The sequence below is a fragment of the Serratia sp. KH_031 genome (assembly GCF_057839655.1).
The window spans coordinates 71,457-98,342 of sequence record NZ_CM174496.1 but is presented as its reverse complement, the minus strand read 5'-3'; the positions used below and the strand labels follow the sequence as shown (position 1 = coordinate 98,342).

At 50.9% G+C, this 26,886-nt stretch carries 25 protein-coding genes, 2 tRNA genes and 1 other RNA gene; 7 read left to right on the top strand and 21 right to left on the bottom strand.

Translation table 11 applies throughout. The features are described from left to right. Nucleotides 1-124 precede the first annotated feature (124 nt). From AC3ISQ_RS00430 to AC3ISQ_RS00420, 3 genes are all read left to right on the top strand, one after another. Nucleotides 125-274, top strand: coding sequence for a toxin-antitoxin system TumE family protein (locus AC3ISQ_RS00430; RefSeq protein WP_489350039.1), 150 nt, complete (start codon nucleotides 125-127; stop codon nucleotides 272-274). A gap of 12 nt (nucleotides 275-286) precedes the next feature. After that, nucleotides 287-634, top strand: a complete 348-nt coding sequence (locus AC3ISQ_RS00425) for an HVO_A0114 family putative DNA-binding protein (RefSeq protein ID WP_489350038.1) — start codon at nucleotides 287-289, stop codon at nucleotides 632-634. Between the two features lie 227 nt (nucleotides 635-861). Further along, a complete protein-coding gene (locus AC3ISQ_RS00420) occupies nucleotides 862-1,653 on the top strand; it encodes a PhzF family phenazine biosynthesis protein (protein WP_489350037.1) in 792 nt (263 codons plus the stop codon). A 105-nt stretch (nucleotides 1,654-1,758) separates the two neighbouring features. On the opposite strand, the gene AC3ISQ_RS00415 is transcribed toward AC3ISQ_RS00420, so the two are convergent. The 9 genes from AC3ISQ_RS00415 to AC3ISQ_RS00375 all read right to left on the bottom strand — a co-directional run bounded on the left by AC3ISQ_RS00415 (nucleotide 1,759) and on the right by AC3ISQ_RS00375 (nucleotide 9,169). Next, a non-coding RNA gene (locus AC3ISQ_RS00415) (RtT sRNA) lies at nucleotides 1,759-1,887 on the bottom strand. Between the two features lie 32 nt (nucleotides 1,888-1,919). Next, nucleotides 1,920-1,996: transfer RNA gene (locus AC3ISQ_RS00410), tRNA-Pro, on the bottom strand. Nucleotides 1,997-2,098: 102 nt separating this feature from the next. After that, nucleotides 2,099-3,430 (bottom strand): MFS transporter, encoded by a 1,332-nt coding sequence (locus AC3ISQ_RS00405; RefSeq protein ID WP_489350036.1) that lies wholly within the window; start codon nucleotides 3,428-3,430, stop codon nucleotides 2,099-2,101. Nucleotides 3,431-3,525: 95 nt separating this feature from the next. Continuing rightward, a complete protein-coding gene (gene uhpB / locus AC3ISQ_RS00400) occupies nucleotides 3,526-5,052 on the bottom strand; it encodes a signal transduction histidine-protein kinase/phosphatase UhpB (RefSeq protein WP_489350035.1) in 1,527 nt (508 codons plus the stop codon). Further along, complete coding sequence (uhpA, locus tag AC3ISQ_RS00395; RefSeq protein WP_489350034.1) at nucleotides 5,052-5,642, bottom strand: response regulator transcription factor UhpA; 591 nt, start codon at nucleotides 5,640-5,642, stop codon at nucleotides 5,052-5,054. Before uhpA ends, uhpB begins: the two co-directional genes overlap by 1 nt. 107 nt (nucleotides 5,643-5,749) lie before the next feature. Further along, nucleotides 5,750-7,435 carry a kdo(2)-lipid A phosphoethanolamine 7''-transferase gene (gene eptB / locus AC3ISQ_RS00390; protein ID WP_489350033.1) on the bottom strand — a complete coding sequence of 562 codons (1,686 nt, stop codon included), beginning with the start codon at nucleotides 7,433-7,435 and terminating at the stop codon, nucleotides 5,750-5,752. Between the two features lie 229 nt (nucleotides 7,436-7,664). Next, complete coding sequence (locus AC3ISQ_RS00385) at nucleotides 7,665-8,090, bottom strand: organic hydroperoxide resistance protein (RefSeq protein ID WP_489350032.1); 426 nt, start codon at nucleotides 8,088-8,090, stop codon at nucleotides 7,665-7,667. A gap of 117 nt (nucleotides 8,091-8,207) precedes the next feature. Continuing rightward, nucleotides 8,208-8,444 carry a DUF4282 domain-containing protein gene (locus AC3ISQ_RS00380; protein WP_489350031.1) on the bottom strand — a complete coding sequence of 79 codons (237 nt, stop codon included), beginning with the start codon at nucleotides 8,442-8,444 and terminating at the stop codon, nucleotides 8,208-8,210. 101 nt (nucleotides 8,445-8,545) lie between these two features. Then, complete coding sequence (locus AC3ISQ_RS00375; RefSeq protein WP_489350030.1) at nucleotides 8,546-9,169, bottom strand: histidine phosphatase family protein; 624 nt, start codon at nucleotides 9,167-9,169, stop codon at nucleotides 8,546-8,548. Nucleotides 9,170-9,457: 288 nt separating this feature from the next. Between AC3ISQ_RS00375 and AC3ISQ_RS00370 the strand changes: the two genes are divergently transcribed. Both AC3ISQ_RS00370 and yicI read left to right on the top strand, forming a co-directional pair. Beyond that, nucleotides 9,458-10,828 carry a glycoside-pentoside-hexuronide family transporter gene (locus tag AC3ISQ_RS00370; RefSeq protein ID WP_489350029.1) on the top strand — a complete coding sequence of 457 codons (1,371 nt, stop codon included), beginning with the start codon at nucleotides 9,458-9,460 and terminating at the stop codon, nucleotides 10,826-10,828. A 13-nt stretch (nucleotides 10,829-10,841) separates the two neighbouring features. After that, complete coding sequence (gene yicI, locus AC3ISQ_RS00365; RefSeq protein WP_489350028.1) at nucleotides 10,842-13,166, top strand: alpha-xylosidase; 2,325 nt, start codon at nucleotides 10,842-10,844, stop codon at nucleotides 13,164-13,166. Nucleotides 13,167-13,231: 65 nt separating this feature from the next. On the opposite strand, the gene AC3ISQ_RS00360 is transcribed toward yicI, so the two are convergent. The 8 genes from AC3ISQ_RS00360 to AC3ISQ_RS00325 form a co-directional block, all read right to left on the bottom strand. Continuing rightward, entirely contained in the window at nucleotides 13,232-14,455 is a 1,224-nt protein-coding gene (locus AC3ISQ_RS00360) for an O-antigen ligase family protein (RefSeq protein ID WP_489350027.1), read from the bottom strand. After that, nucleotides 14,455-15,633: a putative lipopolysaccharide heptosyltransferase III gene (gene rfaQ / locus AC3ISQ_RS00355; protein WP_489350026.1), complete on the bottom strand. Its 1,179-nt coding sequence runs from the start codon at nucleotides 15,631-15,633 to the stop codon at nucleotides 14,455-14,457. The genes AC3ISQ_RS00360 and rfaQ overlap by 1 nt, the downstream gene beginning before the upstream one ends. 286 nt (nucleotides 15,634-15,919) lie before the next feature. After that, the gene (locus AC3ISQ_RS00350) at nucleotides 15,920-16,600 is read right to left on the bottom strand and encodes an ABC transporter ATP-binding protein (protein ID WP_489350025.1); all 681 of its coding nucleotides are present in this window, start codon (nucleotides 16,598-16,600) and stop codon (nucleotides 15,920-15,922) included. Next, on the bottom strand, nucleotides 16,594-17,253 hold the full coding sequence (locus tag AC3ISQ_RS00345) for an energy-coupling factor ABC transporter ATP-binding protein (protein ID WP_489353450.1): 660 nt from the start codon (nucleotides 17,251-17,253) through the stop codon (nucleotides 16,594-16,596). Before AC3ISQ_RS00345 ends, AC3ISQ_RS00350 begins: the two co-directional genes overlap by 7 nt. A 5-nt stretch (nucleotides 17,254-17,258) precedes the next feature. After that, entirely contained in the window at nucleotides 17,259-17,969 is a 711-nt protein-coding gene (locus tag AC3ISQ_RS00340) for an energy-coupling factor transporter transmembrane component T family protein (protein ID WP_489350024.1), read from the bottom strand. After that, nucleotides 17,969-18,547, bottom strand: a complete 579-nt coding sequence (locus AC3ISQ_RS00335; RefSeq protein WP_489350023.1) for an ECF transporter S component — start codon at nucleotides 18,545-18,547, stop codon at nucleotides 17,969-17,971. Before AC3ISQ_RS00335 ends, AC3ISQ_RS00340 begins: the two co-directional genes overlap by 1 nt. Before the next feature lie 25 nt (nucleotides 18,548-18,572). Then, a complete protein-coding gene (locus AC3ISQ_RS00330) occupies nucleotides 18,573-18,989 on the bottom strand; it encodes a PPC domain-containing DNA-binding protein (protein WP_489353448.1) in 417 nt (138 codons plus the stop codon). A 298-nt stretch (nucleotides 18,990-19,287) separates the two neighbouring features. Beyond that, nucleotides 19,288-19,382: transfer RNA gene (locus AC3ISQ_RS00325), tRNA-Sec, on the bottom strand. A 230-nt stretch (nucleotides 19,383-19,612) separates the two neighbouring features. Between AC3ISQ_RS00325 and AC3ISQ_RS00320 the strand changes: the two genes are divergently transcribed. Next, entirely contained in the window at nucleotides 19,613-20,035 is a 423-nt protein-coding gene (locus tag AC3ISQ_RS00320) for a lysozyme inhibitor LprI family protein (RefSeq protein ID WP_489350022.1), read from the top strand. Between the two features lie 124 nt (nucleotides 20,036-20,159). Here AC3ISQ_RS00320 and xylR read toward each other — a convergent pair whose 3' ends face one another. From xylR to xylF, 4 genes are all read right to left on the bottom strand, one after another. Next, nucleotides 20,160-21,338 carry a D-xylose utilization transcriptional activator XylR gene (gene xylR, locus AC3ISQ_RS00315; RefSeq protein WP_489350021.1) on the bottom strand — a complete coding sequence of 393 codons (1,179 nt, stop codon included), beginning with the start codon at nucleotides 21,336-21,338 and terminating at the stop codon, nucleotides 20,160-20,162. Between the two features lie 95 nt (nucleotides 21,339-21,433). Continuing rightward, nucleotides 21,434-22,618, bottom strand: a complete 1,185-nt coding sequence (xylH, locus tag AC3ISQ_RS00310; protein WP_489350020.1) for a xylose ABC transporter permease XylH — start codon at nucleotides 22,616-22,618, stop codon at nucleotides 21,434-21,436. Next, entirely contained in the window at nucleotides 22,596-24,119 is a 1,524-nt protein-coding gene (locus tag AC3ISQ_RS00305) for a xylose ABC transporter ATP-binding protein (RefSeq protein WP_489350019.1), read from the bottom strand. The genes xylH and AC3ISQ_RS00305 overlap by 23 nt, the downstream gene beginning before the upstream one ends. Nucleotides 24,120-24,166: 47 nt before the next feature. Next, nucleotides 24,167-25,162, bottom strand: a complete 996-nt coding sequence (gene xylF, locus AC3ISQ_RS00300) for a D-xylose ABC transporter substrate-binding protein (RefSeq protein WP_489350018.1) — start codon at nucleotides 25,160-25,162, stop codon at nucleotides 24,167-24,169. A gap of 352 nt (nucleotides 25,163-25,514) precedes the next feature. Here xylF and xylA point away from each other — a divergent pair, with 352 nt between their 5' ends. Continuing rightward, nucleotides 25,515-26,834: a xylose isomerase gene (xylA, locus tag AC3ISQ_RS00295; protein ID WP_489350017.1), complete on the top strand. Its 1,320-nt coding sequence runs from the start codon at nucleotides 25,515-25,517 to the stop codon at nucleotides 26,832-26,834. The last annotated feature ends 52 nt before the right edge of the window (nucleotides 26,835-26,886 follow it).

Here is a 26,886-nt window from a genome sequence, read left to right as displayed (position 1 = left end):
AGAACATGGCGTCTCAACTGATTTACCGAGATAAGATCCTACTAGCACACAATGCCTTTGTTCAAATCGTTATCTGGTAAGTAGATCCGGACTTAAAGCCAGTCAGCACAATTACAAATACCGTTTGGCTTATGTTGAAGAAGGTATCTGTCGTCTTCGCTACGATAACGAATCTGGCAAAGGAGACCACAAGCACCTAGGTGATAAAGAAAGCACAATGTACTTCACATCACTAGAAGCCTTGATTGCTTCTGGAGCGATGTCGACAACCTAAGAGGAAAGTAAAATGAATACAGTCACCATCAGGGTTTCCTCTCTCGCGGTAACCAAACAGAATATGCTCAATGCGTTGCAAGGTGATAAGCAAACCCAAGGTAGCTACATCACCTTTTTGGATTGGGAAACCCTGTGGAAAACGCTGTCACCGAAGAAAATGCAGATTTTGCATCTGATGACCGGTGCTGGTGAACTCTCTATCCGAGAAATTGCTCGACGCGCGGAGCGTGATGTCAAAGCGGTGCATACCGATCTACAGACATTGCTGGGATGCGGTATCGTGGAAAAAGGAGAGAACGGCCTGATTTTCCCTTATGACGAAATACACTTCGATTTTACCGTCGGGAAAGCGGCTTGAGGGTTTCATTCTTTATTTGGGTCAATTGGAGTCTAAGCTAGGGTGGCTCTGTGCCAAGAACAGACGTTATATCGGTTGGGAAAAAACGCTAATGCGGTGACCACTTTTAGTTAAACACTACTCTCATTTATTTGGGTAGATGTGAATGCATAAAAAAATTCGAAATTGTGCGTTGTCGTGGCATGGTAGAGCATGATTTTCCCCGGGAATGATTAGAGGTTTATACCATGCAACAAATTGATTTTTACATGATAGATGCCTTCACCACTGCCACTTTTGGTGGTAACGCCGCAGCAGTATGCCCGCTCACCGAATGGTTGCCCGATAAAACATTATTGAAAATGTCTAAGCAGCATAACCAGTCAGAAACAGCATTTTTTGTTACAACCGATAGTGGCTTTGAGCTGCGCTGGTTTACCACTCAGGGTGAAATCAATTTGTGCGGACACGCCACACTTGCTGCTGCACACGTCATCTTTGAACATCTTGATTACCCGGACACGACTATCCACTTCGATACCCGGTTTGTTGGCCCACTGACGGTGACACGTAGTGGCGAATGGCTGACGCTTGATTTCCCAGTTTGGAAAACCGAGTCCATCACGCCATTGCCTTTGCTGCTAGAAACGTTGGGCATCACAGAGTGCCAAGAAATGCGCGTGGCGCGTGATTACATGGTAGTGGTGGAGAATCAACAGCAGGTAGAAGCCGTACGCCCGAATATTAATGCCATGCTCCCACTGGGAAAAATGGTCTGTCTTACGGCTCCAGGCGAAGGAGAATACGATTTTGTCAGCCGTTTTTTCTGCCCTGGAGAAGCCGTAGCGGAAGACCCTGTCACAGGTTCAACCCATAGCATGCTCATTCCTTACTGGGCTGAAAAACTGAATAAAACACAGATGCTAGCGCGTCAGGTGTCCGAGCGTGGCGGGGATTTATGCTGCCAGTTAGTAGGTGATCGTGTCCACATCAGTGGACAAGCAACAACTTATCTGATTGGTAAAGTGATGTTGCGTTAGAGCTTCCAAAATGCTGCTTGGAATGGTTTTTCAAGTATAACGTCTGATCATCCTCTATAAACTCCAGACGAAAAAAACCTGCTATAAAAGCAGGTTTTTCAAATGTGGTCGGCGAGAGAGGATAACTCATCACTGCGTTCTTCGCCCTTCGGGTCGTTGCTGCGCAACGCTGTCTCGCTTCGCTCGGCTCAAACCTCCTTCGGAGGTTCTCATCCTCTATAAACTACAGACGTAAAAAAACCGACTTTCGTCGGTTTTTTTGAATGTGGTCGGCGAGAGAGGATTCGAACCTCCGACCCACTGGTCCCAAACCAGTTGCGCTACCAAGCTGCGCTACTCGCCGTGCGGAGCGCATGTTACTGCCGGCTACCTAGGGCGTCAATCTCTTTTTTATCCCCGCACTTTAAATGGTGATAAAAGCGCCAAAGAGGACTCAAAATGTCACTTAAACCTCAGCCGCTTTCAGTTTCGGCGATTGGGCACGCAGGAACGGCAGCAGGAAGAATGCCGATAAGCACGCCGCCACCGAGATCACCACAAAGAAACCATTCCAGTGCCACACTTCCATTACGCGAGCAATTGGGTAGCCAGACAGCGCTGCGCCTAGGTAAGCAAACAGGCCGACAAAACCCGTTGCCGCACCGGCCGCATCTTTATGCGAGCATTCTGCCGCCGCCATACCGATCAGCATTTGTGGCCCAAAGATAAAGAAACCAATCGCGAAGAAGCACGCCGCCTGTAACAAGTAGCTGATACCCGGCATGATCCACAGCGCAGCGACCGACAGGAAAATACCAATGGCGAAAATCAGATTCATCGGACCCCGGTTGCCACGGAACAGTTTGTCAGAACCCCAACCCGCCACCAGCGAACCGATAAAACCACCGACTTCGAACAACGAGATCGCCGAGTTAGCGGTCATCAGCGAATACCCTTTCTCTTGCGTCAGATACAGGTTGCCCCAATCGTTGATCGCGGTACGCACGATGTACACCAGCACGTAAGAGACCGCCAACAACCAAATATACTTATTCGTCAGTACGTAACGTTTGATGATTTCTTTGTTCGACAGCCCCTGACCTTCTGATTCCTGCACCAGTTCCATGGCGTCATTACGCCATTTCCCCACGCTCGGTAACCCCATCGTGGAAGGCTTGTCACGTAAGCGCCAGCATATCAGTAGGCCAATCACCACGCCGATAATCCCAGGGATAATCATGCCGTAGCGCCAGCTAAAATGCAGAGAGATAAAGCCCACCAGCAGCGGGATCAACGCGCCACCGAAGTTGTGCGAGGTGTTCCAGATTGCCCACCAACCGCCACGTTCAGAGCGGGAATACCAACTGGTGAGGATTTTTGAGCACGGCGGCCAGCCCCAACCTTGGAAGAAGGCATTCAAGATCCACAACGTCCCTAGCATCATCAGTGACGAACTCAGGCCAAAGAAGATGTTCAGAATACCGGTAGCAATCAGTCCCAACCCCATGAAATAACGTGGATTAGAGCGATCGCTTATCATGCCGGAGATAAATTTCGAGCAACCGTAGGTGATGTAGAACAGCGTCCCCAAGATCCCCACATCTGACATCGTCAGGCCAAGATCGCTCAACATCGCTGGCATGATGAAGTTGAAACTTTTGCGCGTGAAATAGAACGCGGCGTAACCGATGTACATCGTCCACATCAGTTGAATACGCCAGTATTTGTAGCTGCTATCGATCTGTTGTTGATCGGTCACCAGCAGCGCATCTGGGCGGCTTTTAAGGAAAGACCACATGGGAAAACCTCAGAGTATTAGGAAAGTACCGCTATCATGCTGCGCGCGCGCGTCAAAACCTTAGGCCGGATTCCCAGAGCCATTAGGACTATTTCCTAGTTTTGCTGATTCGGTAATAAAACTGTGGGTAAGATCACATGCAACTGCGTGCCCTTTTCCGACGTCAGATTCAGGCGCCCGCCCAAGGCGCTAACCCGCTCACGCATCCCCCGCAGACCGTAACCCGGCGCATGATTCGCCAGATCGAACCCCACTCCGTTATCACGTAGCATCAGCTCAATATGGCCTTCTTTAATGCGCGCATCGAGTTCAATCCGGCTGGCTTTGGCATGACGGCAGGCATTGGTCACACCTTCCTGACAAATGCGGTACAGCGTGATTTTCAGCGTTTCATCCAGTTGTTCATCCGGCACCTGCCATTGCATCTGGCTGATCACCGTACCATCCTGCGGCACTAATTCACGCAGCAGCGCCGCGACCGCCGCCGACAGTGGCAAATTGTTCAACGCCGCAGGCCACAATTGCGTCAGGACGTCATGGACGCCGTCATAAACCCGCAGTGCCAACTTGTCGATGGTATCGGCACAGGCCAATACCGGTGGTTGTGGAGCCAGGCGTTTGACGATACTGGCCTGCGTGCGGATCACGGTAATGGTTTGCCCTACTTCATCGTGCAGCTCACGTGCAACTTCACGCCGGGTTTGCTCTTCCGTCGTCACCAGCGCCCGCGCCAATTGGCGGTTTTCGTTCAGTCGCAATTGCAGTTGCTGATTCAGCTCGCGTTGCCGTTGGATACCCGCGCCAAGTAACAATCCGGTCAAGCTTTGCGCCAACAGCGCCAGTAACAGATCGCGGTGCGAATCCGGGCGAGGCGGTTCGTTCACCAATAGCGCCACGCCGTTAAGCAAGGTCGCTAACAGCGCCCCTTGCCAACCATAGCGATAAGCCATAAACACGATCGGGATTGCCAAACAGAACGGTGCAAAACGGTGGAGCTCCGCCACATCGACCTGCTGTTGTAGCCAAATACTCAGCACGAACAACACCAGATAACTGCCCAAATGGTGCAACCGCAGCCGTACCGGCTTGTGGATCAGTCCCGGCTCGAGCGGTACCCAGATTTGCCGCGCCAAATAGTGCCACAGCAACAAGCACGTTGGAGCGATGGTGAAACCACCGGCCAAACCCAACAGCAAAACCCGCGCTCCGTTGCCACTCACTAACTGCCATACCGCCGCCTGTAACAGTGCTGCCAGCACAATGACTGCACCTTGCAGCAACGGCCAGCGCCATTCGCTATCGCTCTGCTGGTGCCGTAACAGCCACGGGGAAGCCCACAAGCTGAGTAACACCGTCAGCACCAATACCACCAACGAAGCCCACAGCGCCGCGCCGTAACCGAACTGATCGGCCAGCAACAGCATCAATAACAGATCACCAAGCAGAATGCCCGGCCAGTAGCGGTAAGGGCTTTGCAGCAAGATCCCCATGCGTAAACCGAATGGGAACAGTAATAACGCCTGCCAAGGAGGATCGATCAGCGCCGTGCCGATGCCCCACAAACAAAATGCGCTGGTGAGATAAATGAAGAATAAAGCCAGTTGCGTGATCAGCCGCTGCATCACAGATTCAACACTCGCTGCGCCAGTTCGACGTTGTTATTGATGCCTAGTTTGGCAAACAGGTTAGCGCGATGAACATGCACGGTTTTCGGTGACAGACCCAGCGTAGTGGCGATAGCGCGCACTTCCATCCCCTGAGCCAGCAGCAGTGCAATTTCGCGCTCACGGCGGGTCAGCGGATCAACCTGTCCACGCGCCAGTTGTTGGGCGATTTCCGGCATCAGGTAGACACCTCCGCTGGCGACAGTGCGCACTGCGGTGATCAAATCCTCTGGTTTACAGCGTTTGGATAAGAAACCGCAGGCTCCACGCTCTAACGCCATTTCTACCAGCGCAGGATTATCGTGCATCGACAACATCACCACACGAATGCCGGAAGGAATATCCGCCAGCAAATCCAGCCCACTACCATCCGGCATCGAAATATCACAAATGCAGATTTGTACATCCAACCCCGGCAGTCCGGCTCGTGCCTGCGCCGCACTGCTGAACTCCCCGACCACCTGAATATCAGGCTCCAACGAGAGCAGTTGCACAAAGCCCGATCGCACAATGTCATGATCGTCAATAAACGCCACGCGCAGGGTCATGGATGTCTCCGGTCAACAGGGGAAGTGCGCAAGTATACCCCAGCTACCGGCTGAAATGATTGACCAAGGAAATGATTACGGGCGCAGAACGCGCCCGTCGAGGGAAGTTATTGCTTGCCTGCCGCTTGCGGCTTATAGCACCAGTTATTCTTATCCACGATGCCGCCATCCGGCGAGGTATATCCCAAGCAACCGAGAATAGTGTCAAATAGCTCAACGTGGCGGTGTCTTTTGCCGACGCGCTGTTGTGCTTTGAGCTGCTCGAACGCCTGCATATTATTCGATTCCTCCAGATATTTATCGGAGGCCCAAACGATCATCGGCACACGGAACTGCTCTGGCGGAGCCATTTCACGCGGCGTACCGTGCAAATGCGAGTTCTCGCCAATCGACTCACCGTGGTCGGCGGCATAGAACACGATCGCTTTCTTATCCCGTACCTGATCGATCACCTTATCGATAAAGCTATCGGTATACAGTACCGAGTTGTCATAGGCGTTGATCAACTGTTCTTTGGAGCAAAACTCGTCCACGCCCATACATTCTGGCTGATAACGCGCGTAGCTACGTGGGTAGCGTTGCGAATATAGATAGTGCGAGCCTTTGGTATGTAGGATCACCAAATGCTTGCCCTTGGGATAACGCCCCAGCGACTCTTTCATTTCGTCGACCAACAACATGTCATCCACGGATTTACCGTCATTGCGCTTTTCGGAGGCGATCATCTCACGGAACGAATAATTATCCACTTCGGTGTTGTTGTAGAACCAAACTTCGCTCTGCATCGCGAACAGTTCAGAGGTGAAACCCAGCTCTTTCATCACCGCGAACACGTTTTGCTCTTTCAAGGTACGCTGCGGGTTATCGGAGGTACCGCCTTCGCGCACGAACATGCAGCGTAGCGACAACTTGGTTGAGGTGTCGCAAGACTCGCCACGGAACGCCACCAAGTTTTTCTCTTTCGACAATAACGGAGTGGTATCGCGGTTATAGCCCAACATCCCCATATGATCCCAACGGGTGGTTTCACCGATGATAAACACCACATAGGTATCATCAATGCCCGGAGGAGCCACATAAGTAAACGCTTTGCCCGGATCAAACATATTGGCCTGATCCTGACTTTCGTCGTAGCGGGTATAGGCAAACAACCCCAGAGCCGACAACCAGTTAGAGGGTAAATAGGAATGCGCCACCACGCCGCCGTAGCTCGGCAAATCAATATTGGTGACCTTTTCTTGTTCGCTCTGTTCTTGATCCAACATACGCAGCGGCACCCAAACCAACGCCACCACAGCCAACAGAACCACTAATGGTTTGATGCGATGTCCGGGGGTTTTTAGCTGTTCAAGCAGGGTATAACGCAGGTTGTTTTTCCAAATCAGCAACAGTGGTAAGGCACTAACCAGCACCATCCATAGCACAAAGTGCCAACCCACCACTTCTTTGGACAAATCGATATCGGTGGTCATCACCGAAACGATGATGCCGTAGCCGATCACCACATTGAAGAAGGTCATGTAGTAACTGGCGGCAACGGAAATCAGCACCAGTAACGAGGCAATTATGCGGTAGAACAACCGCCCACCGAGCGATACCAGTCGCATAATAAAGAAAGTAAACAAGACGATAGCGATAATTTCCGTTACCGCGGCGATCACCTTGATGCCTTGAATACCATGAGCGAATGAATCAAAACGACGATAAAAAACCGAGATGTTCAAAAATATGCCGATATAAATCGCTAACAATAACGATAAATTCTGCTGTGATAGCGACTTAACTTTATTCATGTAACGCGGTAACTCCGGGGGTACTTTTACATATTCAGAAACAGTCAGACACCCGATACGGTGACAGGTTCAGCGAAACGGCCATAAGCCCCTTTTTCGCCGCAATAATCAAGAGAATTCTCATCATTCTGCTACTTATTGGCGCTTTTCGGACTATAGATTACAGAGGGTGGCATAAGAAAACGGAGACAAAATCACCTCCGTTTTTAGATGAAGAGATAAGAAATGATTATTTAATATTGAGGGTTACGTCGATATTGCCGCGGGTTGCGTTGGAGTATGGACACACCACGTGAGCCTTTTTCACCAGGTCTTCCGCCACGCTACGTTCGATGTCCGGCAGATTGATATTGAGTGTCACTTCGATACCAAAACCGTTTGGGATCTCACCAATACCTACCGCCCCATCAATCGAGGCTTCGGCGGGGATTTTCACTTTTTCGTTTGCCGCGACGAACTTCAATGCGCCAAGGAAACAGGCCGAATAACCGGCCGCAAACAGTTGTTCAGGATTGGTCACCGCCCCTCCGGCACCGCCCATCTCTTTCGGTACGCCCAATTTTACATCCAGCACACCATCAGAAGAGGTTGCACGGCCATCGCGACCACCGGTTGCCGTAGCATGAGCACGATACACCACTTTATCAATAGACATCGTTGACTCCTTCTTGCAGGTTACACATCCATTCAGTGTAGACCGACCAAGGAGCGTTGACGAAAACGGGGGGAGGTTGACAGAAACGCCGGAGAAAACCGGCGTTGTTTTACAGTATTATGGTTTTTCGGCAATTTTACGCAGATATTCATTATTTTTGAACGCAATAATGATCATTTCAAAACAAACACGAGTCACTACACCACCGATGACCATGCCGAATAGACCGCGTAACACTTCACCATTAAAGATGGCAATGATGCCACCAATCACCAATATCAATAAGCAGATCCAATAGACTACGGTGATAATTTTCGGCGTCAGCATCGCGTCAAAAAAGAAAATATTCTTCATTATGTGTCCTTCCTTTATTAGTTTCGTTATCCTAGAGGGTTTTCTACTGAACAGTAGGACAATAGTATGCAATCAGCTCAGCGAGGTTGGCAAAAGTAAAATCAGATAGGTGCGTGATGCAGGGAACGCAAATGCGTGGCGATGCCCCAAGCTTGCAATTGCAACCCTTGGTGCCCAGCTTCTATTACCGAGTAACTACAACTGAGATGATGGTATTTGCTGGCATCTTCATGTTGATTGGCGCCTTGTAGTTGCCAAATCAACGTCTGAAGGGCATGACCGTGCGTCACCACTACCAACGTACCGCTTTGAGCAGTTGGAAAATCGGCAAAGAAAGATAACATCCGTTCGGCAACGTCGCTCACCGATTCGCCGCCCGGTAGCACCGCTGTCGGATCGCCAGAAAGCACGCGAGAGGTTTCATCAGACTCATTCTTCATCACCTGATGGTAAGGCAAGCCCTGCAAATAACCGAAATGTTGTTCATACAGACGGGAATCACAACTCAGATCACAACGGCAATGTGCCGCTAGAGATTGTGCGGTGGTCATCGCACGACCGGAGGGGGAGCTAATCACTTGAGTCACTGGGGTGTTTTTCAAAGCCGCCATCAGCGCCGCAATCTGTTGGTGGCCGTTCGCCGTCACCGGGCTATCCAGTTGCCCTTGGATAATACCTTCCCGACTCCACTGTGATTCTGCATGCCTAACGACAATAAAACGCATAATTTTGCTCCGAACGTCCATGTTGACGATTAACTATAGACTATGACATCGAGTAGCAAGGAGTTAAGCCATAGACACCGCAAAAATGTTATTGCGCTTCCAGTTTAATGTTGCCAAGTGTTTACCAATCTTCTTTTTCCGTGACTGAAACCGGTTACCACGATCACAAAAATCAAGAATCGTAATTTCAGAACAAAAAAACACAATGGTTCAACCACCACCTATCCTTTACAACCTGTTCATCAGCTTTCTTAATTTATTACGGCCTCGCCGTAGGACAGATTAAACATGAGCAACCAAACCCTTTCAGTGAAAGAGAAGATCGGTTATGGCCTCGGCGATGCCGCCAGCCATATCGTATTCGATAACGTCATGTTATATATGATGTTCTTTTATACTGACATCTTCGGTATTCCCGCCGGTTTTGTCGGCACCATGTTCCTACTGGCACGCGCTTTGGATGCCATATCCGATCCTTGCATGGGGCTGCTGGCTGACCGAACCCGAACACGTTGGGGTAAATTCCGCCCTTATGTTTTGTTTGGCGCCATTCCATTCGGCATCGTCTGTGTCTTCGCCTACAGCACGCCAGAACTGAGTTTGACCGGTAAAATGATCTACGCCGCCGTGACTTACACGCTGCTGACGCTGATGTATACCGTGGTTAATATTCCTTACTGCGCATTAGGCGGTGTGATCACCAACAACCCAACGCAACGTATCTCACTGCAATCCTACCGCTTCGTTTTGGCAACCCTCGGTGGCATGTTAAGCACTGTGTTGATGATGCCATTGGTGAAACTGATCGGTGGCGATAACCAAGCGCTCGGTTTCCAAGGCGGTATCGCCGTACTGTCAGTGGTTGCCGTGATCATGCTGGCGGTGTGTTTCTTCACCACCAAAGAACGTATCAGCGACGACACAACAACACAGAGCAGTATGTCCAGCGACTTACGTGATATCTGGCATAACGATCAGTGGCGCATCGTTGGCCTGCTGACCATCCTCAACATTTTGGCTGTCTCGGTACGCGGCGGCGCGATGATGTACTACGTCACCTACATCCTCGGTTCTCCCGCCGTGTTTGCCTTGTTCCTCGCCACCTATTCAGTCGGCAACCTATTCGGCAGCGCACTGGCTAAACCGCTCACCGACTGGAAATGCAAAGTCAGCGTGTTCTGGTGGACTAACGCCGCATTGGCCGTGCTCAGCTTCGCCATGTTCTTCGTGCCGATCCGCGCCGAACTTACCATGTTTGTGTTCATTTTCGTCATTGGTGTGCTGCACCAACTGGTGACGCCAATTCAATGGGTAATGATGTCCGACACCGTCGATTACGGTGAATGGAAAAATGGTAAGCGCCTGACCGGCATCAGTTTTGCGGGAACATTATTCGTACTCAAACTGGGCCTGGCACTGGGTGGCGCAATGATCGGTTGGATGCTGGCCGGAGCGGGTTATCAATCTGGCGCAGCCACACAGAACCCGGCAACCATCACCGCCATCATTGCGCTGTTTACCCTCGTACCTGGGATTTGCTACCTGATTAGCGCCATTATCGCCCGTGGTTTCTACACCCTGCGCAGTCCGTTATTACAACGCATCCTGACCGATCTTTCTGCAGGTGCGCGCCGTAACCAACACGAATACATGCAGTAAGAGAGGAAAAATTATGAAAATCAGTGACGGCAACTGGTTGATTCAACCCGGTTTAAATCTGATTCATCCGCTTCAAGTATTTGAAGTGCAAACCGAAGGGCGTGAGATGGTTGTCTACGCCGCACCACGTGACGCTAGCCAGCGCGCGGGTCAACTCGACACACCGCTGTTTACCCTGCGCTTCTTTTCTCCGCAAGCAGGTGCCATCGGTGTACGCATCAGCCACTTTGCAGGCCAAGTCCCACGCGGCCCGCACTATCCGCTGCAACTGAGCGGCGATCATGAAGTGCGCTTTGAAGATAACGATCAATACGCGGCGCTACACAGCGGTGATTTATGCGTGCGAGTCACTAAAGGCGACGATTGGGCGCTCGATTTCCTGCGTAATGGCGTGCGCATCACCGGTAGCGTGGCGAAATCCGCCGGTTACGTGCAAGACACCCACGACGGTAACACCTACCTGTACGAACGACTCGATCTCGGCGTGGGTGAAACCGTGTATGGCCTCGGTGAACGCTTTGCCGCTTTCGTGAAAAACGGCCAAAGCATCGATACCTGGAACCGTGATGGCGGCACCAGCACCGAGCAGGCTTACAAAAACATTCCGTTCTATCTGACTAACCGTGGCTACGGCGTGTTAGTGAATCACCCAGAATGTGTTTCGTTCGAAGTCGGTTCAGAGAAAGTCTCCAAAGTGCAGTTCAGCGTGGCCGGTGAATATTTGGAATACATCGTGCTGGATGGCCCAACGCCGAAACAGGTGCTGGATCGCTATACCCGTTTGACCGGTCGCCCGGCGCTGCCACCGGCTTGGTCGTTCGGTCTATGGTTAACCACTTCGTTCACTACCAACTACGACGAAGCGACGGTCAACAGCTTCATCGATGGCATGGCCGAGCGCAACTTACCGTTGCACGTTTTCCACTTTGATTGCTTCTGGATGAAGGCCTTCCAGTGGTGCGATTTTGAATGGGACCCGGCGACCTTCCCCGATCCACAAGGCATGTTGCAACGCTTGAAAGCCCGTAGCCTCAAAATCTGCGTATGGATTAATCCGTACATCGGCCAAAAATCGCCGTTGTTTAAAATTGGTATGGAAAACGGCTACCTGCTGAAACGTCCGAACGGCGACGTTTGGCAATGGGACAAATGGCAACCGGGTCAGGCGATTGTTGATTTCACCAATCCAGCCGCCTGCAAGTGGTATGCCGACCACCTGAAACGCCTCGTAGCAATAGGTGTCGACAGCTTCAAAACTGACTTTGGTGAGCGTATCCCAACGGATGTGGTGTGGCATGACGGCTGCGATCCGCAAAAAATGCACAACCACTATGCCTTTATTTACAACGAGCTAGTCTATAAAACCTTACAAGACACCCTTGGGCAGGATCAGGCCGTACTATTTGCACGCTCGGCTTCCGTCGGCGCTCAACAGTTCCCGGTTCACTGGGGTGGCGACTGCTACGCGACCTACGAATCGATGGCGGAAAGCCTGCGCGGAGGCTTGTCTATCGGCTTATCCGGTTTTGGTTTCTGGAGCCACGATATCGGCGGCTTTGAAAATACCGCACCAGCACATATCTACAAACGTTGGTGCGCCTTCGGCCTACTTTCCAGCCACAGCCGCCTGCACGGCAGCAAATCCTATCGGGTGCCGTGGGCGTATGACGATGAAGCCTGCGATGTGGTGCGTCACTTCACCCAGTGGAAATGCCGTCTGATGCCGTATCTGTACGCGGCCTCAGCTCAGGCGGCCAGCCAAGGTACACCGGTGATGCGCGCCATGATGCTGGAATTTGCCAGTGATCCCGCCTGCGATTATCTCGATCGCCAGTACATGCTGGGTGATTCTCTGCTGGTTGCGCCAGTATTCAGCGAGCAAGGCAATGTGGATTTCTATCTGCCAGAAGGTCGCTGGACGCATTTATTCAGCAATCAAACCGTTGACGGGGGCCGCTGGCAGCACGAACAGCATGGCTTCGATAGTCTACCGCTGTATGTTCGCCCAAACACCTTGCTGGCATTGGGCAGCAATAACCAAAAACCAGACTACGATTACGACCAACAGCCTGCATTCCAACTGTTTGAATTAGCCGATGGAGCCGAAGCGCAAAGCCAGATCCCACGCGCTGATGGCAAAACCATCTTTACGCTGAAAGCGCGTCGAGAAGGTCAGGCAATTTATCTGGCAACAGAAGGCCACGCCGAAGGTTGGACGCTATGCCTGCGTAATATCCACCAACTGGCACGACTGGAGAACGCGCAACAACAGCCGGGGCAGCAAGGTGTAGTGATTACGCCGCAAGGGGAAAAAGTGGTCGTTTATTTGATGGAATAATCGACATCGGTAGAAGATAAAATCAAATAGCCGTGGTGTACTTTTCCATCACAGCTATTTTTTATTTACTCGATTAATCGTCGCTGCCGCGTCACGGCATAGCCCGCCAAGATCGCGGCGATGACCATAAACAGATGCCCTTCTGACGAATCCAGCAGAAATGAGTTAAACAAGTGACACGCCATGTAGCTGCTCAGCACCGCTAGCAACAAGTTACGTTGAGCGACCGGTTGACGCCAAGCCACTACGTAACAACACAGCATCCAGCCGAGAAACAGCGCCAATCCCACCAAACCGTTTTGCACCGTCTCTAATAAATATTCGTTATGCGGATTATATACGCTATAGCCCGTTTGCGAATTGCCATACCAGAAACTACCGGCACCATTTCCCAACCATGGCGCTTGTTTGATCAACCGGAGCGACTCACGAGCAAAAGCGGTACGCTGCCCCATCGAGTTGCTACAGGCTTGATAGGCCACATCAGCAGGAGCCACCACACATTCGTGGATTTGTTGAAAACCCAAAGATATGCGTTCCATTGCTCGATTAGGCGTCAACGTCAACACCCCGACAGCCAATAATCCACACAGGAGCACACCAAGACGCTGCCAGCGCTGTAAGCTCAACAGCAACCAAATCCCGACACCAACCGCTAACGCCACATAGCCGGTACGCCCCTGAACCATCAACAACACATTGAGCGAGGCCAGCACCACCAATAATCCGTAACCCAAGCGCTTAACCCCGTGGTGGTTGAAAGCTCGTGAGAGCCACACGAGGGCTGCCAGTGCTATAAAAACATTCTGGGTGATCTGTAACTTAAACACCGTTGGATTCGAAGGATCAATACCCCACAACGTCACACCAAATACACCCGACGTCAGGCTAATCGCTAAAATCAAGGCATTAGCCGCGAGAAAACCATCAACAAACCCACTAATCCGCTGACGTTGTTGCAAAAAGAACAGCGCTAACGGCAAGACATACAGTAATTTTTTATATTTCCCGACCATATTCATGCCGTAGTCATGTTTTTGAGTCAGCAGGGAAAAGGCCAACAAACCAAACATTAATGCCGGTAGCCAGACCAAAGGATGCTTTAGCAGTGCTTTTAAATAGCGCGTATCGCGTTGCCACAATAAACACAGCAAAACCAACACTAATGAGACGCTAAGTAAGAAATTAGAAGTGGGCAGCGCTAGCCCGAGTAAACAAGCTGTCATGCTGAAGAATCGTTGGCGGTACGGACTCAAGGCCGTAGGAGTAAGGTTACCGGTCGGGGACATTATGACTCGCTCATTTCAGGTTTAAATACATACGGCGCACTGCTGCTGTTGAGTGCTAATTGCTTATCCACCACGCGGATCACTTCACTGATGGGAATGGCGTCCAAATAACGTTCGGTGGTGTTAGTATCAATCTCCTCTGGTCGCGGTAATGGCCGATAGTCTCCTGCCCACAGCAACGTATGCGGAGCCTGCCACGGATGCCATTGCGCCAAATTGCTAGGGCCAAACAACACCACCGACGGTGTTTGCAGCGCGGCGGCCATATGCATGGGTACGGAGTCCACGCCGATAAACAACTTGGCGCGATCGATCAGTACCGCAAGCTCCGGTAACTCCAGCCGCCCAGCCAAATTGACCACCAGTTGCACAGTGGTACATTGCGCCAAAATCGCCGCTATCATCGCGGCTTCCTGCTCGGAACGTCCACCAGTCAACACCACGGTTTGCCCGGCAGCAGTAAGATGATTGATTACCTGGCTAAAACCTGCGACTGACCAGGTTTTAAATGCCCAACGGGCGGTGGGTTGGATCACAATGAAATCCGTCAAACGATGGTGAACGCAGAGGCGCTCAACTTCATCCACATCCATTTGGCGATAGCTCTGCGTCACTTTCGTTATCTGCGTCGGCAGGTTCAACGGGTCAAGAATACTGAGGTTATTGAGTACGGTATGCTGCTGCGTCTGTGGTTCCACCAGCAATGAATGACATACCCGCCACAGCCAATTATTACGTTTGGGGTAATGAAATCCCAAACTAAACGCCGGTTTCAACCAGCGACAATATAATGCGGCACGCCACTGATCCGAAAGGTTAATAACCAAATCATAACGACCACTACGCAAACTATTCCACAGCGCTTTCTCCCCACGATATTGCGCCTTAATTCCTTGATGTTTTAGGCTGCGATCGACGGTATAGGTCAGATAAACCGTCGGATTTCCCGCCAGCATCACCTCTGTCTCCTGATAAACCAATACGTCGATCAAGGCATTAGGGTAATTAGCGCGCAAGGTGCTGAGCAACGGGGTTGTCAGCAGCACATCGCCGAAATGACGCAGCTTAATCACTAAAATACGCTGCACTCGTTGCCGATGCAGCAAGGTATTTGGTATCCGATTATCAGGCAATACCGTACCTCTACTGCTAACTGCAGTAGGATGATTGATCGTCATATTCCATCAACTCAAAAATACCAGCGGCTCTCTTTTGAACAGACATCGAAAGAGTCAGTGAGGGAGAAAATTAAAATTCGAGTGTTTGCTGAAGTTGGCTAATTAACAGAGCACAATTCGCACTCTGTTCTCTTTATTTGAAAGACCACAATCCCTGCGATCCTCACAAAGATCCAAATAGACAGCAACTCTGATCAAGTTTATAGGTAGCTGAACAACAAAGATAATTGCTTCTATTGATCAATAAAGCGCTATCGATCGTTGAAACCGATCGATCCAATACTAACTATAGGGATATATCTGAGGGTTTTTGAAAATCATCTGCGATAACCCCATCAGCCAATCGAATCGTGCGTGAGAAATGTTTCTTGATAAATGCATAGTCATGGCTAATTGCCAGCACCGTGGTGCCTTGTGTACGACAGATATCCAGCCAGCGGGTCAATACCTCCAGCCAATGACTATCAAAATCACGGCTCGCCTCGTCCAGCAATAACAGTGGCGGTGCGACGGCAGCTAGGCTCGCCACCGCGACCATGCGTCGCTGCCCAGCATGAAGATCCAATGGATGGACATCTGCCACATCGGTTAGCTCACAGAGGGCGAGCGTTTGCATCACTCGCTGTTCCAACACCTCACCCCGTATACCCTGATGGCGTAGACCAAAAGCAATTTCATCACGTACACGGCTATGGAATATCTGCCGTTCCGCTTCCTGAAATAATACCCCCAGCAACGGCGCTCGCTGCGCCGCTTTTAGGGTGGCAATATTTTTCCCTTGTAGCTTTATTTGCCCAGCGGTTGGTTTTAATAACCCCGCCATCAAGCGTAATAAGGTCGATTTCCCGGCGCCGTTATCGCCAATTAAGGCAACCCATTCACCCGCTTCGATAGTCAGGTTTAAACCGCTGATAATCGGTTTTTCCGCCGCAGGCCATTGGTAATTCAGTGCTTCTATACTCAGCATAAGGATAATTTCCCTTGCGCTAACACCCAAGTTTGTTGGCAATAAGCCGCGACATCAGCCAATGAGTGTTCAAACAGGATAATGACGCAATTTTGTTCGTGTGCATAAACGACCAGCCGTTGTAATAGCGTCGTTGTTGCCTGCGGCGTTAATCGGCTAAAGGCTTCATCGAGTAGCAACAACCGTGGCTGCATCGCTATCGCACAGGCCATCACCACCCGCTCCGCCTCTCCACCGGAAAGCGTTGCCGGGTGACGATGGCGTAACGCATGGCAATCGGTGAATGTCAGCGCCTGCTCAATACGCGTCATGATCTCGGATTCACTCAGGCAAAGATTCTCTGGCCCGAAGGCGATTTCCTCTTCGACGGTGAAGGTGCAACCGGAGAGTTGCAATTGCGGTGCTTGTTGAATTAGTTGTACCTGTTGCGCCATTTCCACCAACGGACGCGCACCTATTTCATCACCAAGTACTTGCCCTGTTCCCTCTAATACGCCGGGCAAAAAATCGGGATAACAGCCCGCCAGCAGTTGCGCAAGTGTGGTTTTACCGCTGCCATTGCCGCCGCAGATGCCGTACAAACCCGGCCTATCGCAATGCAGACTGATGTTATCTAGCTGCCAACCGGTACTGCCTTGCGGGGTAAAACTCAATGCGTTCAGCGCCACAACCACAGCCAGACTCCTATTTCTAACGCCGCCAGCAGCAGCAAACCGTAGCGTAAAGCACGTTGCAGCGAGCTATCAGCCGGAGCCCATAGCGTGGTGCGTTTAGGATGCAGGCGAAAGGCGCGCATATCCAACGCGGTGCTGCGTGCGGTTAAATCATTCAGCGCACTGTGAGTTAACGGCATCACCAACGCCGGGATATAACGCAACCGTTGATACCAACGCCCATCCAACGGCACTCCGCGCGCCAACTGCGCCTCGTAAATCGCGGCCAATTGCGCACGCAGTTGTTCGACAACCAACAAGGGGCCAGCAAGCAGATAGGAAAGCCCGAGCGGTAAACGGCTGGCAAAAAGTGCGCGGATCATGCGTTGCGTCGGCACATATTGCAGCCAGATTTGGCCGGTGCAGAGCAGCGCTAACAGACGTAACCAGAGTGCCGCTGCGTTCAGTAACCCAGTGTTATCACTCGCTTTGCCCCACAACCACCACGCCACCCATCCGCTATGAACTAGCCATAACCCACCAGCCATTGGCAGCATAATCCACACCACGTAACGCCAGCGCTGTCGGGTACTCTTCATTGCAATCAACAGCAAAAAAGTCGCCAGACTGTAGGCCAAAAGCGGGTAACCGAGCGGCATCAGCAAACTGCTAATACCGAGCACCACCCAGACAGTCAGGGAGGTAAAAGGATGCATTAACGCACGGTGGCCATCTGTGGAAAATGACGCAAAGTGCGCTGCGGCATGCTGCGCACTAGCAACCAAACCAAAATGGCCGATAGCACTTTATCGATCAGATTAACGCCCAACACGGTCATCGCTACGGACTCAAGCAGGTTGCTGCTCATTGAATTGACATACGCGACGAAAAAATCTGCACCGCTACCCGTCACGCCGCCGAACAAATAGGTACGGATCGGCACAGCAACCAGCGTCACTACCAGCGTGATCACCACACCGCTGAGGATCACTTTCGGTAATGAACGGAACCAACCGATACGCGCCAATAGCCCCGCTACCAAACCAATCACCATCGCCACGGGTGCAAACGCCGTCGCAATCGGGCCGGTGAGTAACCCCCAGAGAAGATTAGTTAAGAAACCGGTCAGCATGCCAATAATCGGCCCACCGAGTAACGCACTCAGCAGCGTACCTATGGAGTCAAGAAAGATGGGGAGTTTCAACATTGATACCAACTGACCCGCAATCATGTTGATAGCGATTGAGATAACGATCAAAACCAACATCCGACTCGACAACCCTTTACCTGCCATAACGACCTCAAAGATAAAAAGAAAATTAACGCGGTTTGACGGTTAGTTCGTCATAACCTGAGAGCGCACAAGGTTGTCGGCTAAACCAGACGTCATTCAGTTCCCCAATCACCAATTCAAGCGTAGTGCGCACCGTGCAACCTTCCATCACATGGCCGCCAGTCATATGACCCTTTTCATCAGCCACCGCCAGATGCAGATGTTCACCACCCGCCTCCAAGGTGCCGATCAGCGATACCACTTCAAATTTTCCACTCAATACCGTGACGTCTTCGCGCCCAGCGTAACGCAGAGCCACCTCGCTCAAACTCCCGACACAACCACTGATCCACGCAGCCCGCAAACCCTGCTGTTGGATAAAATCACGTAAAACGCTCAGCAGTTCCTGTTGCGGCAGCAGACGCAAAGCGTAAAACCGCGCCGTTGACGGCGTAGATGTCATCACGATGAGATCCTGTATTGAAAGATAAAAAGTGGCGTCAGGAGGGTAGGTGCAACATTGGGGATTTGACTCTTTCAGGCAACTCCGAACCTCGGACGTTAGGGTGCATGATAAAGAGAGATTGATGGGATGTATGTGATTTGGGTCAGGGAAAGTGTGGTGGTGGCAGTTGTTCGGTAAAACCGAACAACTGAATAAGTTCGATTGCTTACCTCACGGGTTCCTACCTGTTGAACCTGTAAGTAAGGCTTACAAGTTGCGTCGAATACCCATTCGCCAATCAGTCTTATTCATATAATGGCGGAAGATCACAGGAGTCGAACCTGCCCGGGACCGCTGGCGGCCCCAACTGGATTTGAAGTCCAGCCGCCCCACCGGGGACGATGATCTTCCTTTGGGTCGGAAGTAAGCGGCTGATTATAACTTCTTTTCACTACGGCGTTAATCGGCACGGCACAAAAGTGCAACCGAGCCAAACAACGTGTATAAATTCAGTCAACATCATTGTTGCGGTATATACCTGTCATACTTGAAGCTGCATCTGTGTTAGCTGTACTCCCTCACCCCAGTCACTTACTGGAAGTGGAATCCCTCAAAACTATTCAACAATAAGGAGTATAAGAATGAAGATTAATACAACCCGGTATACTTTAGCAGGGATCGTGTTTATCGTTCTGTGTTCTCAAACAGCGATAGCGGCTGAATCCGCTGAATCGCTTTACAAGCAATGTGAAGCCAAATCAACAACTGTCGAACAACGCGAATGCTATCCAGTGGTGGAAAAACAATCTGAAGCCGAACTCGTCGCAGTTGAGAAAAAAGTACGGGATGAACTGATCGAGTTGGAGCAAATAAGCGAAGGTAGTCGGAGTGTTCATCCCGTTAAGGCATTCGACAATGCTGAGCGCGTATTCCGGGAGTTTCGAACTGCCGAGTCTAAGCGCGCAGAGACCTCTGCCGGGTCTGGTAATGGCGGTGATCTTCAGGCTCATCAGGCATCCATCGAAATGACGCTTACGCGAATCAAACAGTTAAAGGAAGAATAACTCTTACCTGTACTGAGAGAACATCACTGTACTCGCCATACTTCGAGCAGCATCTTTATTGGCCGTCGTTGCCCACTCTAAGAACGATAGGATCTAAATTCTTAGAGTGAGCCCTGCGGCCACCTCAATACGCCACTTCGCCATATTTATCACGATATTCTTTCGGTGTGATGTCGTAACCTTTCTTAAATACCGAGTAGAAATATTGCAACGAGGGGTAGCCGCACATCTGGGAGATTTCGTTGATCGATAACGAAGTTGCCGTCAGCAAATTGCGCGCACGCTCCAGTTTCTCGTCGTGAATGACGTTATGAATAGTTTGCCCAGTTTCGTCTTTGAAGCGCTTTTCTAAGTTGGATCGCGACATCCCCACCGCATCCAGCACCTGTTCGACTTTGATCCCCTTGCAGGCGTGATGGCGGATGTAGTGCATCGCTTGAATCACCGCCGGATCGCGCAATGAGCGGAAATCGGTAGAGCGCCGCTCAATCACCTTTACCGGCGGCACCAAGATGCGTTGCAGCGGTAATTCGCGCTGATTCAACAGTTGGTGCAACAGTTTGGCCGCCCGATAGCCCATTTGCCGAGTGCCTTGCGCCACGGAAGAAAGTGCGACGCGTGACAAATAACGGGTAAGTTCTTCGTTATCGATGCCGATAACACACAGTTTTTCCGGCACGGCGATATCCAGGTGTTCACACACTTGCAGTAAGTGGCGCGCACGGGCGTCGGTCACTGCGATAATGCCGGTCTGCTGCGGTAACGTCTGCACCCAATCCGCTAAACGGTTTTGCGCATACTGCCAGTTCTCCGGCGCAATAGACATTCCCTGATACACCACGCCTTGATATTGCTCTGCCGCGACCAATTGCCGGAACGCATGTTCACGCTCTTGCGCCCAACGCTTCCCGCCTTCTTGCGGTAGGCCGTAAAAAGCAAAACGGTTTAAGCCTTTTTCTTTCAAATGCATAAACGCCGCTTCAACCAAAGCATGGTTGTCGGTAGCGATGTAATGTACCGGGGGATAATCTTCGCTACGGTGATAAGAGCCACCGACACCCACGATCGGCACCTGAACGTTATGTAACAGTTGTTCGATATCGCGATCGTCAAAATCGGCAATCACGCCATCACCTAACCAATCTTTGATGTTATCGATACGGCAGCGGAAATCCTCTTCGATAAAAATATCCCAGTCGCACTGCGATGCCTGTAAATACTCACCGACGCCCTCAACCACCTGACGGTCATACACTTTGTTGGCGTTAAACAGCAAAGTAATTCGGTAGCGCTTTTCGAACATGGGTTTATCCCCGACAAACAAATTGCCTTCTGAATAGCATAAACATTCAGAAGGCAGTAAAAGTGGCGCGTTATTTGCGAAGCGGCTCGCTTTTATCAAACTCGGCGCTTAGTGGCCGAATCCATCCACACCGCTAGCAGCAAAATGGCGCCTTTGACGATGTACTGCCAGAAGGTCGGCACGTCCAACATACTCATGCCGTTATCTAGAGAAGCCATGATGAATGCCCCCATCACCGCACCCGCGACGCTGCCTATGCCGCCAGCCAAGCTAGTGCCACCAATAACACAGGCGGCGATGGCATCCAGTTCAGCGATATTCCCCGCCGAAGGTGAACCCGCGCCTAAGCGCGAACTGAGGATTAATCCGGCAATCGCTACCATCAAGCCGTTGATGGCAAATACTGCCAGTTTGGTTCGCTCAACATTAACGCCAGACAACCGCGCCGCATCGATATTGCCACCGATAGCGTAAATCCGCCGGCCAAAGGCGGTACGCGTCGCCATAAAGATCCCAGCTAGCATCAGCGCAGTCAGCAGCAATACTGGCGTCGGTACGCCACGATAATCATTCAGCAAATAGATAGCACCGAGCACAATCACCGCCAGAATGCTTTGCTTAGTCACATCACCCGTGGGTGCCGCGACCGGCAAACCGAGCTGGAGTCGTTTACTACGACGCCGCCACTGCCAAACTACAAACAACATCAAACCGATAGCCCCAATACCAAAGCCTAGACCATCAGGCAGATAACTTTGTCCAATTTGCGACATCGCACTGCTGGTCGGCGCGACGGTGGTGCCATTGGTAATACCGATCAAAATGCCACGAAACGCCAGCATCCCCGCGAGCGTGACAATAAACGACGGTACTTTGCGATAGGCCACCCACCAGCCATTCCACGCTCCCAGTAGTAAGCCTGCCAATAGCGTAACGACGATGGTCAGCGGTAGCGGCCAACCAAACCAGACGTCAAAGATCGCCGCCGCACCGCCTAGCAAGCCCATCATCGAACCCACCGACAGATCGATCTCCGCCGAGATAATCACAAACACCATGCCCACCGCTAAAATGCCGGTGATCGCCGTCTGGCGCAGCAGGTTGGAGATGTTACGTGCGCTGAGGTACGCCCCCTCCGTGGTGACGGTGAAGAACAGCATGATGATGACAATTGCCGCTAGCATCACCAATACTTGCAGGTTGAGGGATTTCAATTTGAATAGCGGGCTTTTTACCGCCATTGGCGGCAGACTTGCCTCAGATTGCGTGTTTTTCGACATGTTTGTCACTCCTCAACGCCGCTTCCATCACCTGTTCTTGGGTAAGATTGCGGTTAATTAGATCGGCTTTTATCCGCCCTTGATGCATTACCAATACCCGGTCGCTCAATCCCAGCACTTCCGGCAGTTCAGAAGACACCACAATCACCGCGATCCCCTGCTGCACCAGTTGATTGATCAGTTTGTAGATTTCGTACTTCGCACCGATATCGATACCGCGCGTCGGTTCATCAAGGATCAAGATTTTCGGGTTAAGCAGCAGGCATTTCGCCAAAATCGCTTTTTGTTGATTGCCGCCGCTCAAGCGAGCAATCGCCAATTCTGGCGATGAAGTTTTCACCTTCAACCGCGCCAGAGATTGCTGGATAGTGGCTTGCTCCTGAGCATCGTCCAACAGGGTTAGCGCACCGCTGAAATCATCCAGCGAAGCCAGCGTTATGTTTGCTCCCACGCCCATTACCGGCACGATGCCGTCACGTTTACGATCTTCCGGCACCATCGCAATACCGTAGCTCATCGCTTGGCGGCAGTGGCTAATGGTCACTGGTTGGCCATCAATGGTGATCTGGCCTTGCCAACGTCCGTTATACGAACCAAACAAGCACTGCATGGTTTCAGTACGCCCAGAGCCCACCAATCCCGCCACTCCTAGGATCTCTCCACGGCGTAGGGTGAACGAGACATCATCTACCCGACGAATATGCCGATTAACCGGGTGCCAAGCGGTGAGGTTTTCCACCTGCAAGATCACTTCACCAATATTGTGCTCCTCCTGCGGGTAAAGCTCCGTCAGCTCACGCCCGACCATCATGGCGATAATGTCGTTCTCACTCATGCTGGCTGCGGGTTGAGTGGCGATGTGCTTACCATCGCGGATCACGCAGATCTGATCTGAAATCGCCTTCACTTCGTTTAACTTATGCGAAATGTAGATGCAGGCAATACCGTGATCGCGCAGATCACCAATGATCGTCAGCAATGTGGCGGTTTCGCTTTCGGTTAACGACGCGGTCGGTTCGTCCAAAATCAGCAAACGCACCTGCTTGTTGAGCGCTTTAGCAATTTCAACTAATTGCTGTTGCCCCAACCCCAATTCACCTACGCGAGTATGAGGATCAACCGCCAATTTGACCTGCGCCAGCATCCGTTGGCAGCGCAGATACATGGCGTCGTAATCCATTAAGCCAAACCGTCCCCATTCATTACCCAAGAACATGTTTTCCAACACAGTCATCTGTTTTACCAGCGCCAGTTCCTGATGAATAATGGCAATACCTTTTTGTTCGGTATCGCGAATGGTTTTCGCCGTTAACAAATCACCGGAAAAATAAATATCCCCTTGATAACTGCCCTGCGGATATATTCCGCAGAGCACTTTCATCAAGGTAGACTTCCCCGATCCATTTTCACCACACAATGATAATACCTGCCCGGCCTCTAGCTTTAGGCTGACATTATCCACGGCTTTGACTACACCGAATTGTTTAGTGATATTTTTCATTTCTAACAAACATGGGGACACTATTCCCTCCGAGTTACTAGAACAAATCAATTAAGATCGGATTTTTTATGGAACCCATCAGCAACAATGGTGCTTTCAATATTGGATTTATCGACTGGGATTGGGGTTAATAACCAAGCAGGAACGTCTTTATTACCATTATTCAACGTGGCATTGGATTTAGGTTGCTCACCTTTGCCTAACTGCACCGCAATGTCTGCGGCTTCATCGGCTAATTTGCTGATCGGTTTATACACCGTCATGGTTTGTGTTCCGGCCACAATGCGTTTCACCGCGGCTAGATCGGCATCTTGCCCGGAGATCGCGACCTTACCTGCCAGCCCTTGTGCCGCCAATGCCTGAATCGCCCCGCCCGCTGTCGCATCGTTAGAGGCAACCACGGCGTCAATCTTGTTGTTGTTCGCCGTCAGAGCATTTTCCATAATTTTCAACGCATTTTCCGGCAGCCAACCATCGGCCCATTGATCGCCGACTATTTTAATTTTCCCGCTGTCGATAAGCGGTTGCAGTACCGTCATTTGCCCTTTACGGAACAGTTTGGCGTTGTTATCTACCGGTGAGCCGCCCATCAGGAAATAATTACCCTGTGGCACCCGTTCAACCAAGCTTTTTGCCTGTAGCTCACCGACTTTTTCATTGTCGAATGAGATATAGAAATCGATATCAGCGTTGTTGATCATGCGGTCATAGGCCAGCACTTTAATGCCCTCGCGCTTGGCCTCGCTGATGACATTACTTAAAACCTGACCGTTATAAGGGATTATCACCAACACATCGACACCGCGATTGATCATATTTTCAATCTGCGCCATTTGGGTTTCTTCATTACCGTTAGCCGACTGAACAAACACATCGGCACCTAATGACTTAGCTTTCTTAACAAAAATATCGCGATCTTTTTGCCAACGCTCTAAACGTAGGTCGTCGATCGCCATACCTATTTTTATTTCTTTACTGAATCCCGGCTGGCTGGTTAACACTAACAAAGCACAAGCAGAAAGTAAGAGGTGTTTGAATTTCATCTTATATACCTTTTTTATTTAATCTGTAGGGGTAATATAAATCACGAAACGTCCAGTCGATTGTTGTCGCTTACTCTGCATTCAGCAATTACTGATTTTTACCGACCAATTACGTTTTTTGGTTTAATGTTAGAATTATGATGGCGGTCATGTTTTCATCCTGTAAATTCTCTGCGCTACAAATAAAAATGCGTAGCGCTTTCAGAATATGAGTCAGGCAAATTATGCGATCTCCATCGCATTTAATAATTATAGGAATTTGAGTGTGAAATAACGTAATTGAGCAAATGCTCGCAAGCTCCGAAGATTAACGCATTCCCGCCAGTCGCGGTTTGTTACCGAGGAGTCGATAATGCAATCCTATTTTGATCAGCTTGAGCAAGTTCGTTACGAAGGCACCAACAGCCAAAACCCACTGGCGTTTCGCCATTACAACCCTGACGAACTGGTGCTTGGCAAACGTATGGCAGACCATCTGCGTTTCGCGGCCTGTTACTGGCATACCTTCTGCTGGAACGGTGCCGATATGTTTGGCCTTGGTGCTTTCGAAAGGCCTTGGCAACAACCCGGCGACGCGCTGGCACTAGCCAAACGCAAGGCTGATGTCGCATTCGAGTTCTTCCACAAGCTGAATGTCCCTTACTACTGCTTCCATGACGTCGATGTGTCACCAGAAGGCAGCTCGCTGAAAGAATATCTGAACAATTTCGCGGTCATGACCGACGTACTGGCGGAAAAACAGCAGAGCAGCGGCGTGAAACTGCTTTGGGGTACCGCCAACTGCTTTAGCCACCCGCGCTACGGTGCTGGTGCCGCGACCAATCCAGACCCAGAAGTGTTCAGTTGGGCCGCCACTCAGGTCTTCACGGCCATGAATGCGACGCATAAACTCGGTGGGGAAAACTATGTGCTGTGGGGCGGTCGCGAAGGCTACGAAACCCTGCTGAATACCGACTTGCGACAAGAACGTGAACAAATCGGTCGCTTTATGCAGATGGTGGTCGAGCACAAACACAAAACCGGCTTCCAAGGGACGCTGCTGATCGAGCCAAAACCACAAGAGCCGACCAAACATCAATATGACTATGATGTCGCGACCGTGTACGGCTTCCTCAAGCAATTTGGCTTGGAAAAAGAGATCAAGGTCAATATCGAAGCCAACCACGCCACGCTGGCTGGGCATTCGTTCCACCATGAGATAGCCAGCGCCATTGCTTTGGGGATCTTTGGTTCCGTGGATGCCAACCGCGGCGATCCGCAGCTCGGCTGGGATACCGATCAGTTCCCAAATAGCGTAGAAGAAAACGCGTTGGTAATGTTCGAAATCCTCAAAGCAGGTGGGTTCACCACTGGCGGCCTGAACTTCGATGCCAAAGTGCGTCGCCAAAGCACTGATAAATACGATCTGTTCTACGGCCATATCGGCGCGATGGATACCATGGCGCTCGCGCTGAAAGTCGCCGCGAAGATGATCGAAGACGGTCAGTTACACCAACAGGTCGCCAAGCGCTATGCCGGTTGGAACGGTGAATTAGGGCAGCAAATCTTACAAGGTAAACTGTCACTGGAAGCCTTGGCGAAGTACGCTGAGCAACAAAATTTGGCACCACAGCATGCCAGCGGCCGTCAGGAAAGACTGGAGAATCTGGTAAACCGCTATTTATTTGATTGATCGCGTTCAGTTGATCTGACTCGTGCGGCACGCCTTGTGCCGCACATTCAAG

Coding starts and splice junctions, on each gene's coding strand:
- AC3ISQ_RS00425 (WP_489350038.1), top strand. CDS start 287: ATGAATACAGTCACCATCAGGGTTTCCTCTCTCGCGGTAACCAAACAG.
- AC3ISQ_RS00420 (WP_489350037.1), top strand. CDS start 862: ATGCAACAAATTGATTTTTACATGATAGATGCCTTCACCACTGCCACT.
- AC3ISQ_RS00405 (WP_489350036.1), bottom strand. CDS start 3,430: ATGTGGTCTTTCCTTAAAAGCCGCCCAGATGCGCTGCTGGTGACCGAT.
- uhpB (WP_489350035.1), bottom strand. CDS start 5,052: ATGCAGCGGCTGATCACGCAACTGGCTTTATTCTTCATTTATCTCACC.
- uhpA (WP_489350034.1), bottom strand. CDS start 5,642: ATGACCCTGCGCGTGGCGTTTATTGACGATCATGACATTGTGCGATCG.
- eptB (WP_489350033.1), bottom strand. CDS start 7,435: ATGAATAAAGTTAAGTCGCTATCACAGCAGAATTTATCGTTATTGTTA.
- AC3ISQ_RS00385 (WP_489350032.1), bottom strand. CDS start 8,090: ATGTCTATTGATAAAGTGGTGTATCGTGCTCATGCTACGGCAACCGGT.
- AC3ISQ_RS00380 (WP_489350031.1), bottom strand. CDS start 8,444: ATGAAGAATATTTTCTTTTTTGACGCGATGCTGACGCCGAAAATTATC.
- AC3ISQ_RS00375 (WP_489350030.1), bottom strand. CDS start 9,169: ATGCGTTTTATTGTCGTTAGGCATGCAGAATCACAGTGGAGTCGGGAA.
- AC3ISQ_RS00370 (WP_489350029.1), top strand. CDS start 9,458: ATGAGCAACCAAACCCTTTCAGTGAAAGAGAAGATCGGTTATGGCCTC.
- yicI (WP_489350028.1), top strand. CDS start 10,842: ATGAAAATCAGTGACGGCAACTGGTTGATTCAACCCGGTTTAAATCTG.
- AC3ISQ_RS00360 (WP_489350027.1), bottom strand. CDS start 14,455: ATGTCCCCGACCGGTAACCTTACTCCTACGGCCTTGAGTCCGTACCGC.
- rfaQ (WP_489350026.1), bottom strand. CDS start 15,633: ATGACGATCAATCATCCTACTGCAGTTAGCAGTAGAGGTACGGTATTG.
- AC3ISQ_RS00350 (WP_489350025.1), bottom strand. CDS start 16,600: ATGCTGAGTATAGAAGCACTGAATTACCAATGGCCTGCGGCGGAAAAA.
- AC3ISQ_RS00340 (WP_489350024.1), bottom strand. CDS start 17,969: ATGCATCCTTTTACCTCCCTGACTGTCTGGGTGGTGCTCGGTATTAGC.
- AC3ISQ_RS00335 (WP_489350023.1), bottom strand. CDS start 18,547: ATGGCAGGTAAAGGGTTGTCGAGTCGGATGTTGGTTTTGATCGTTATC.
- AC3ISQ_RS00330 (WP_489353448.1), bottom strand. CDS start 18,989: ATGACATCTACGCCGTCAACGGCGCGGTTTTACGCTTTGCGTCTGCTG.
- AC3ISQ_RS00320 (WP_489350022.1), top strand. CDS start 19,613: ATGAAGATTAATACAACCCGGTATACTTTAGCAGGGATCGTGTTTATC.
- xylR (WP_489350021.1), bottom strand. CDS start 21,338: ATGTTCGAAAAGCGCTACCGAATTACTTTGCTGTTTAACGCCAACAAA.
- xylH (WP_489350020.1), bottom strand. CDS start 22,618: ATGTCGAAAAACACGCAATCTGAGGCAAGTCTGCCGCCAATGGCGGTA.
- AC3ISQ_RS00305 (WP_489350019.1), bottom strand. CDS start 24,119: ATGAAAAATATCACTAAACAATTCGGTGTAGTCAAAGCCGTGGATAAT.
- xylF (WP_489350018.1), bottom strand. CDS start 25,162: ATGAAATTCAAACACCTCTTACTTTCTGCTTGTGCTTTGTTAGTGTTA.
- xylA (WP_489350017.1), top strand. CDS start 25,515: ATGCAATCCTATTTTGATCAGCTTGAGCAAGTTCGTTACGAAGGCACC.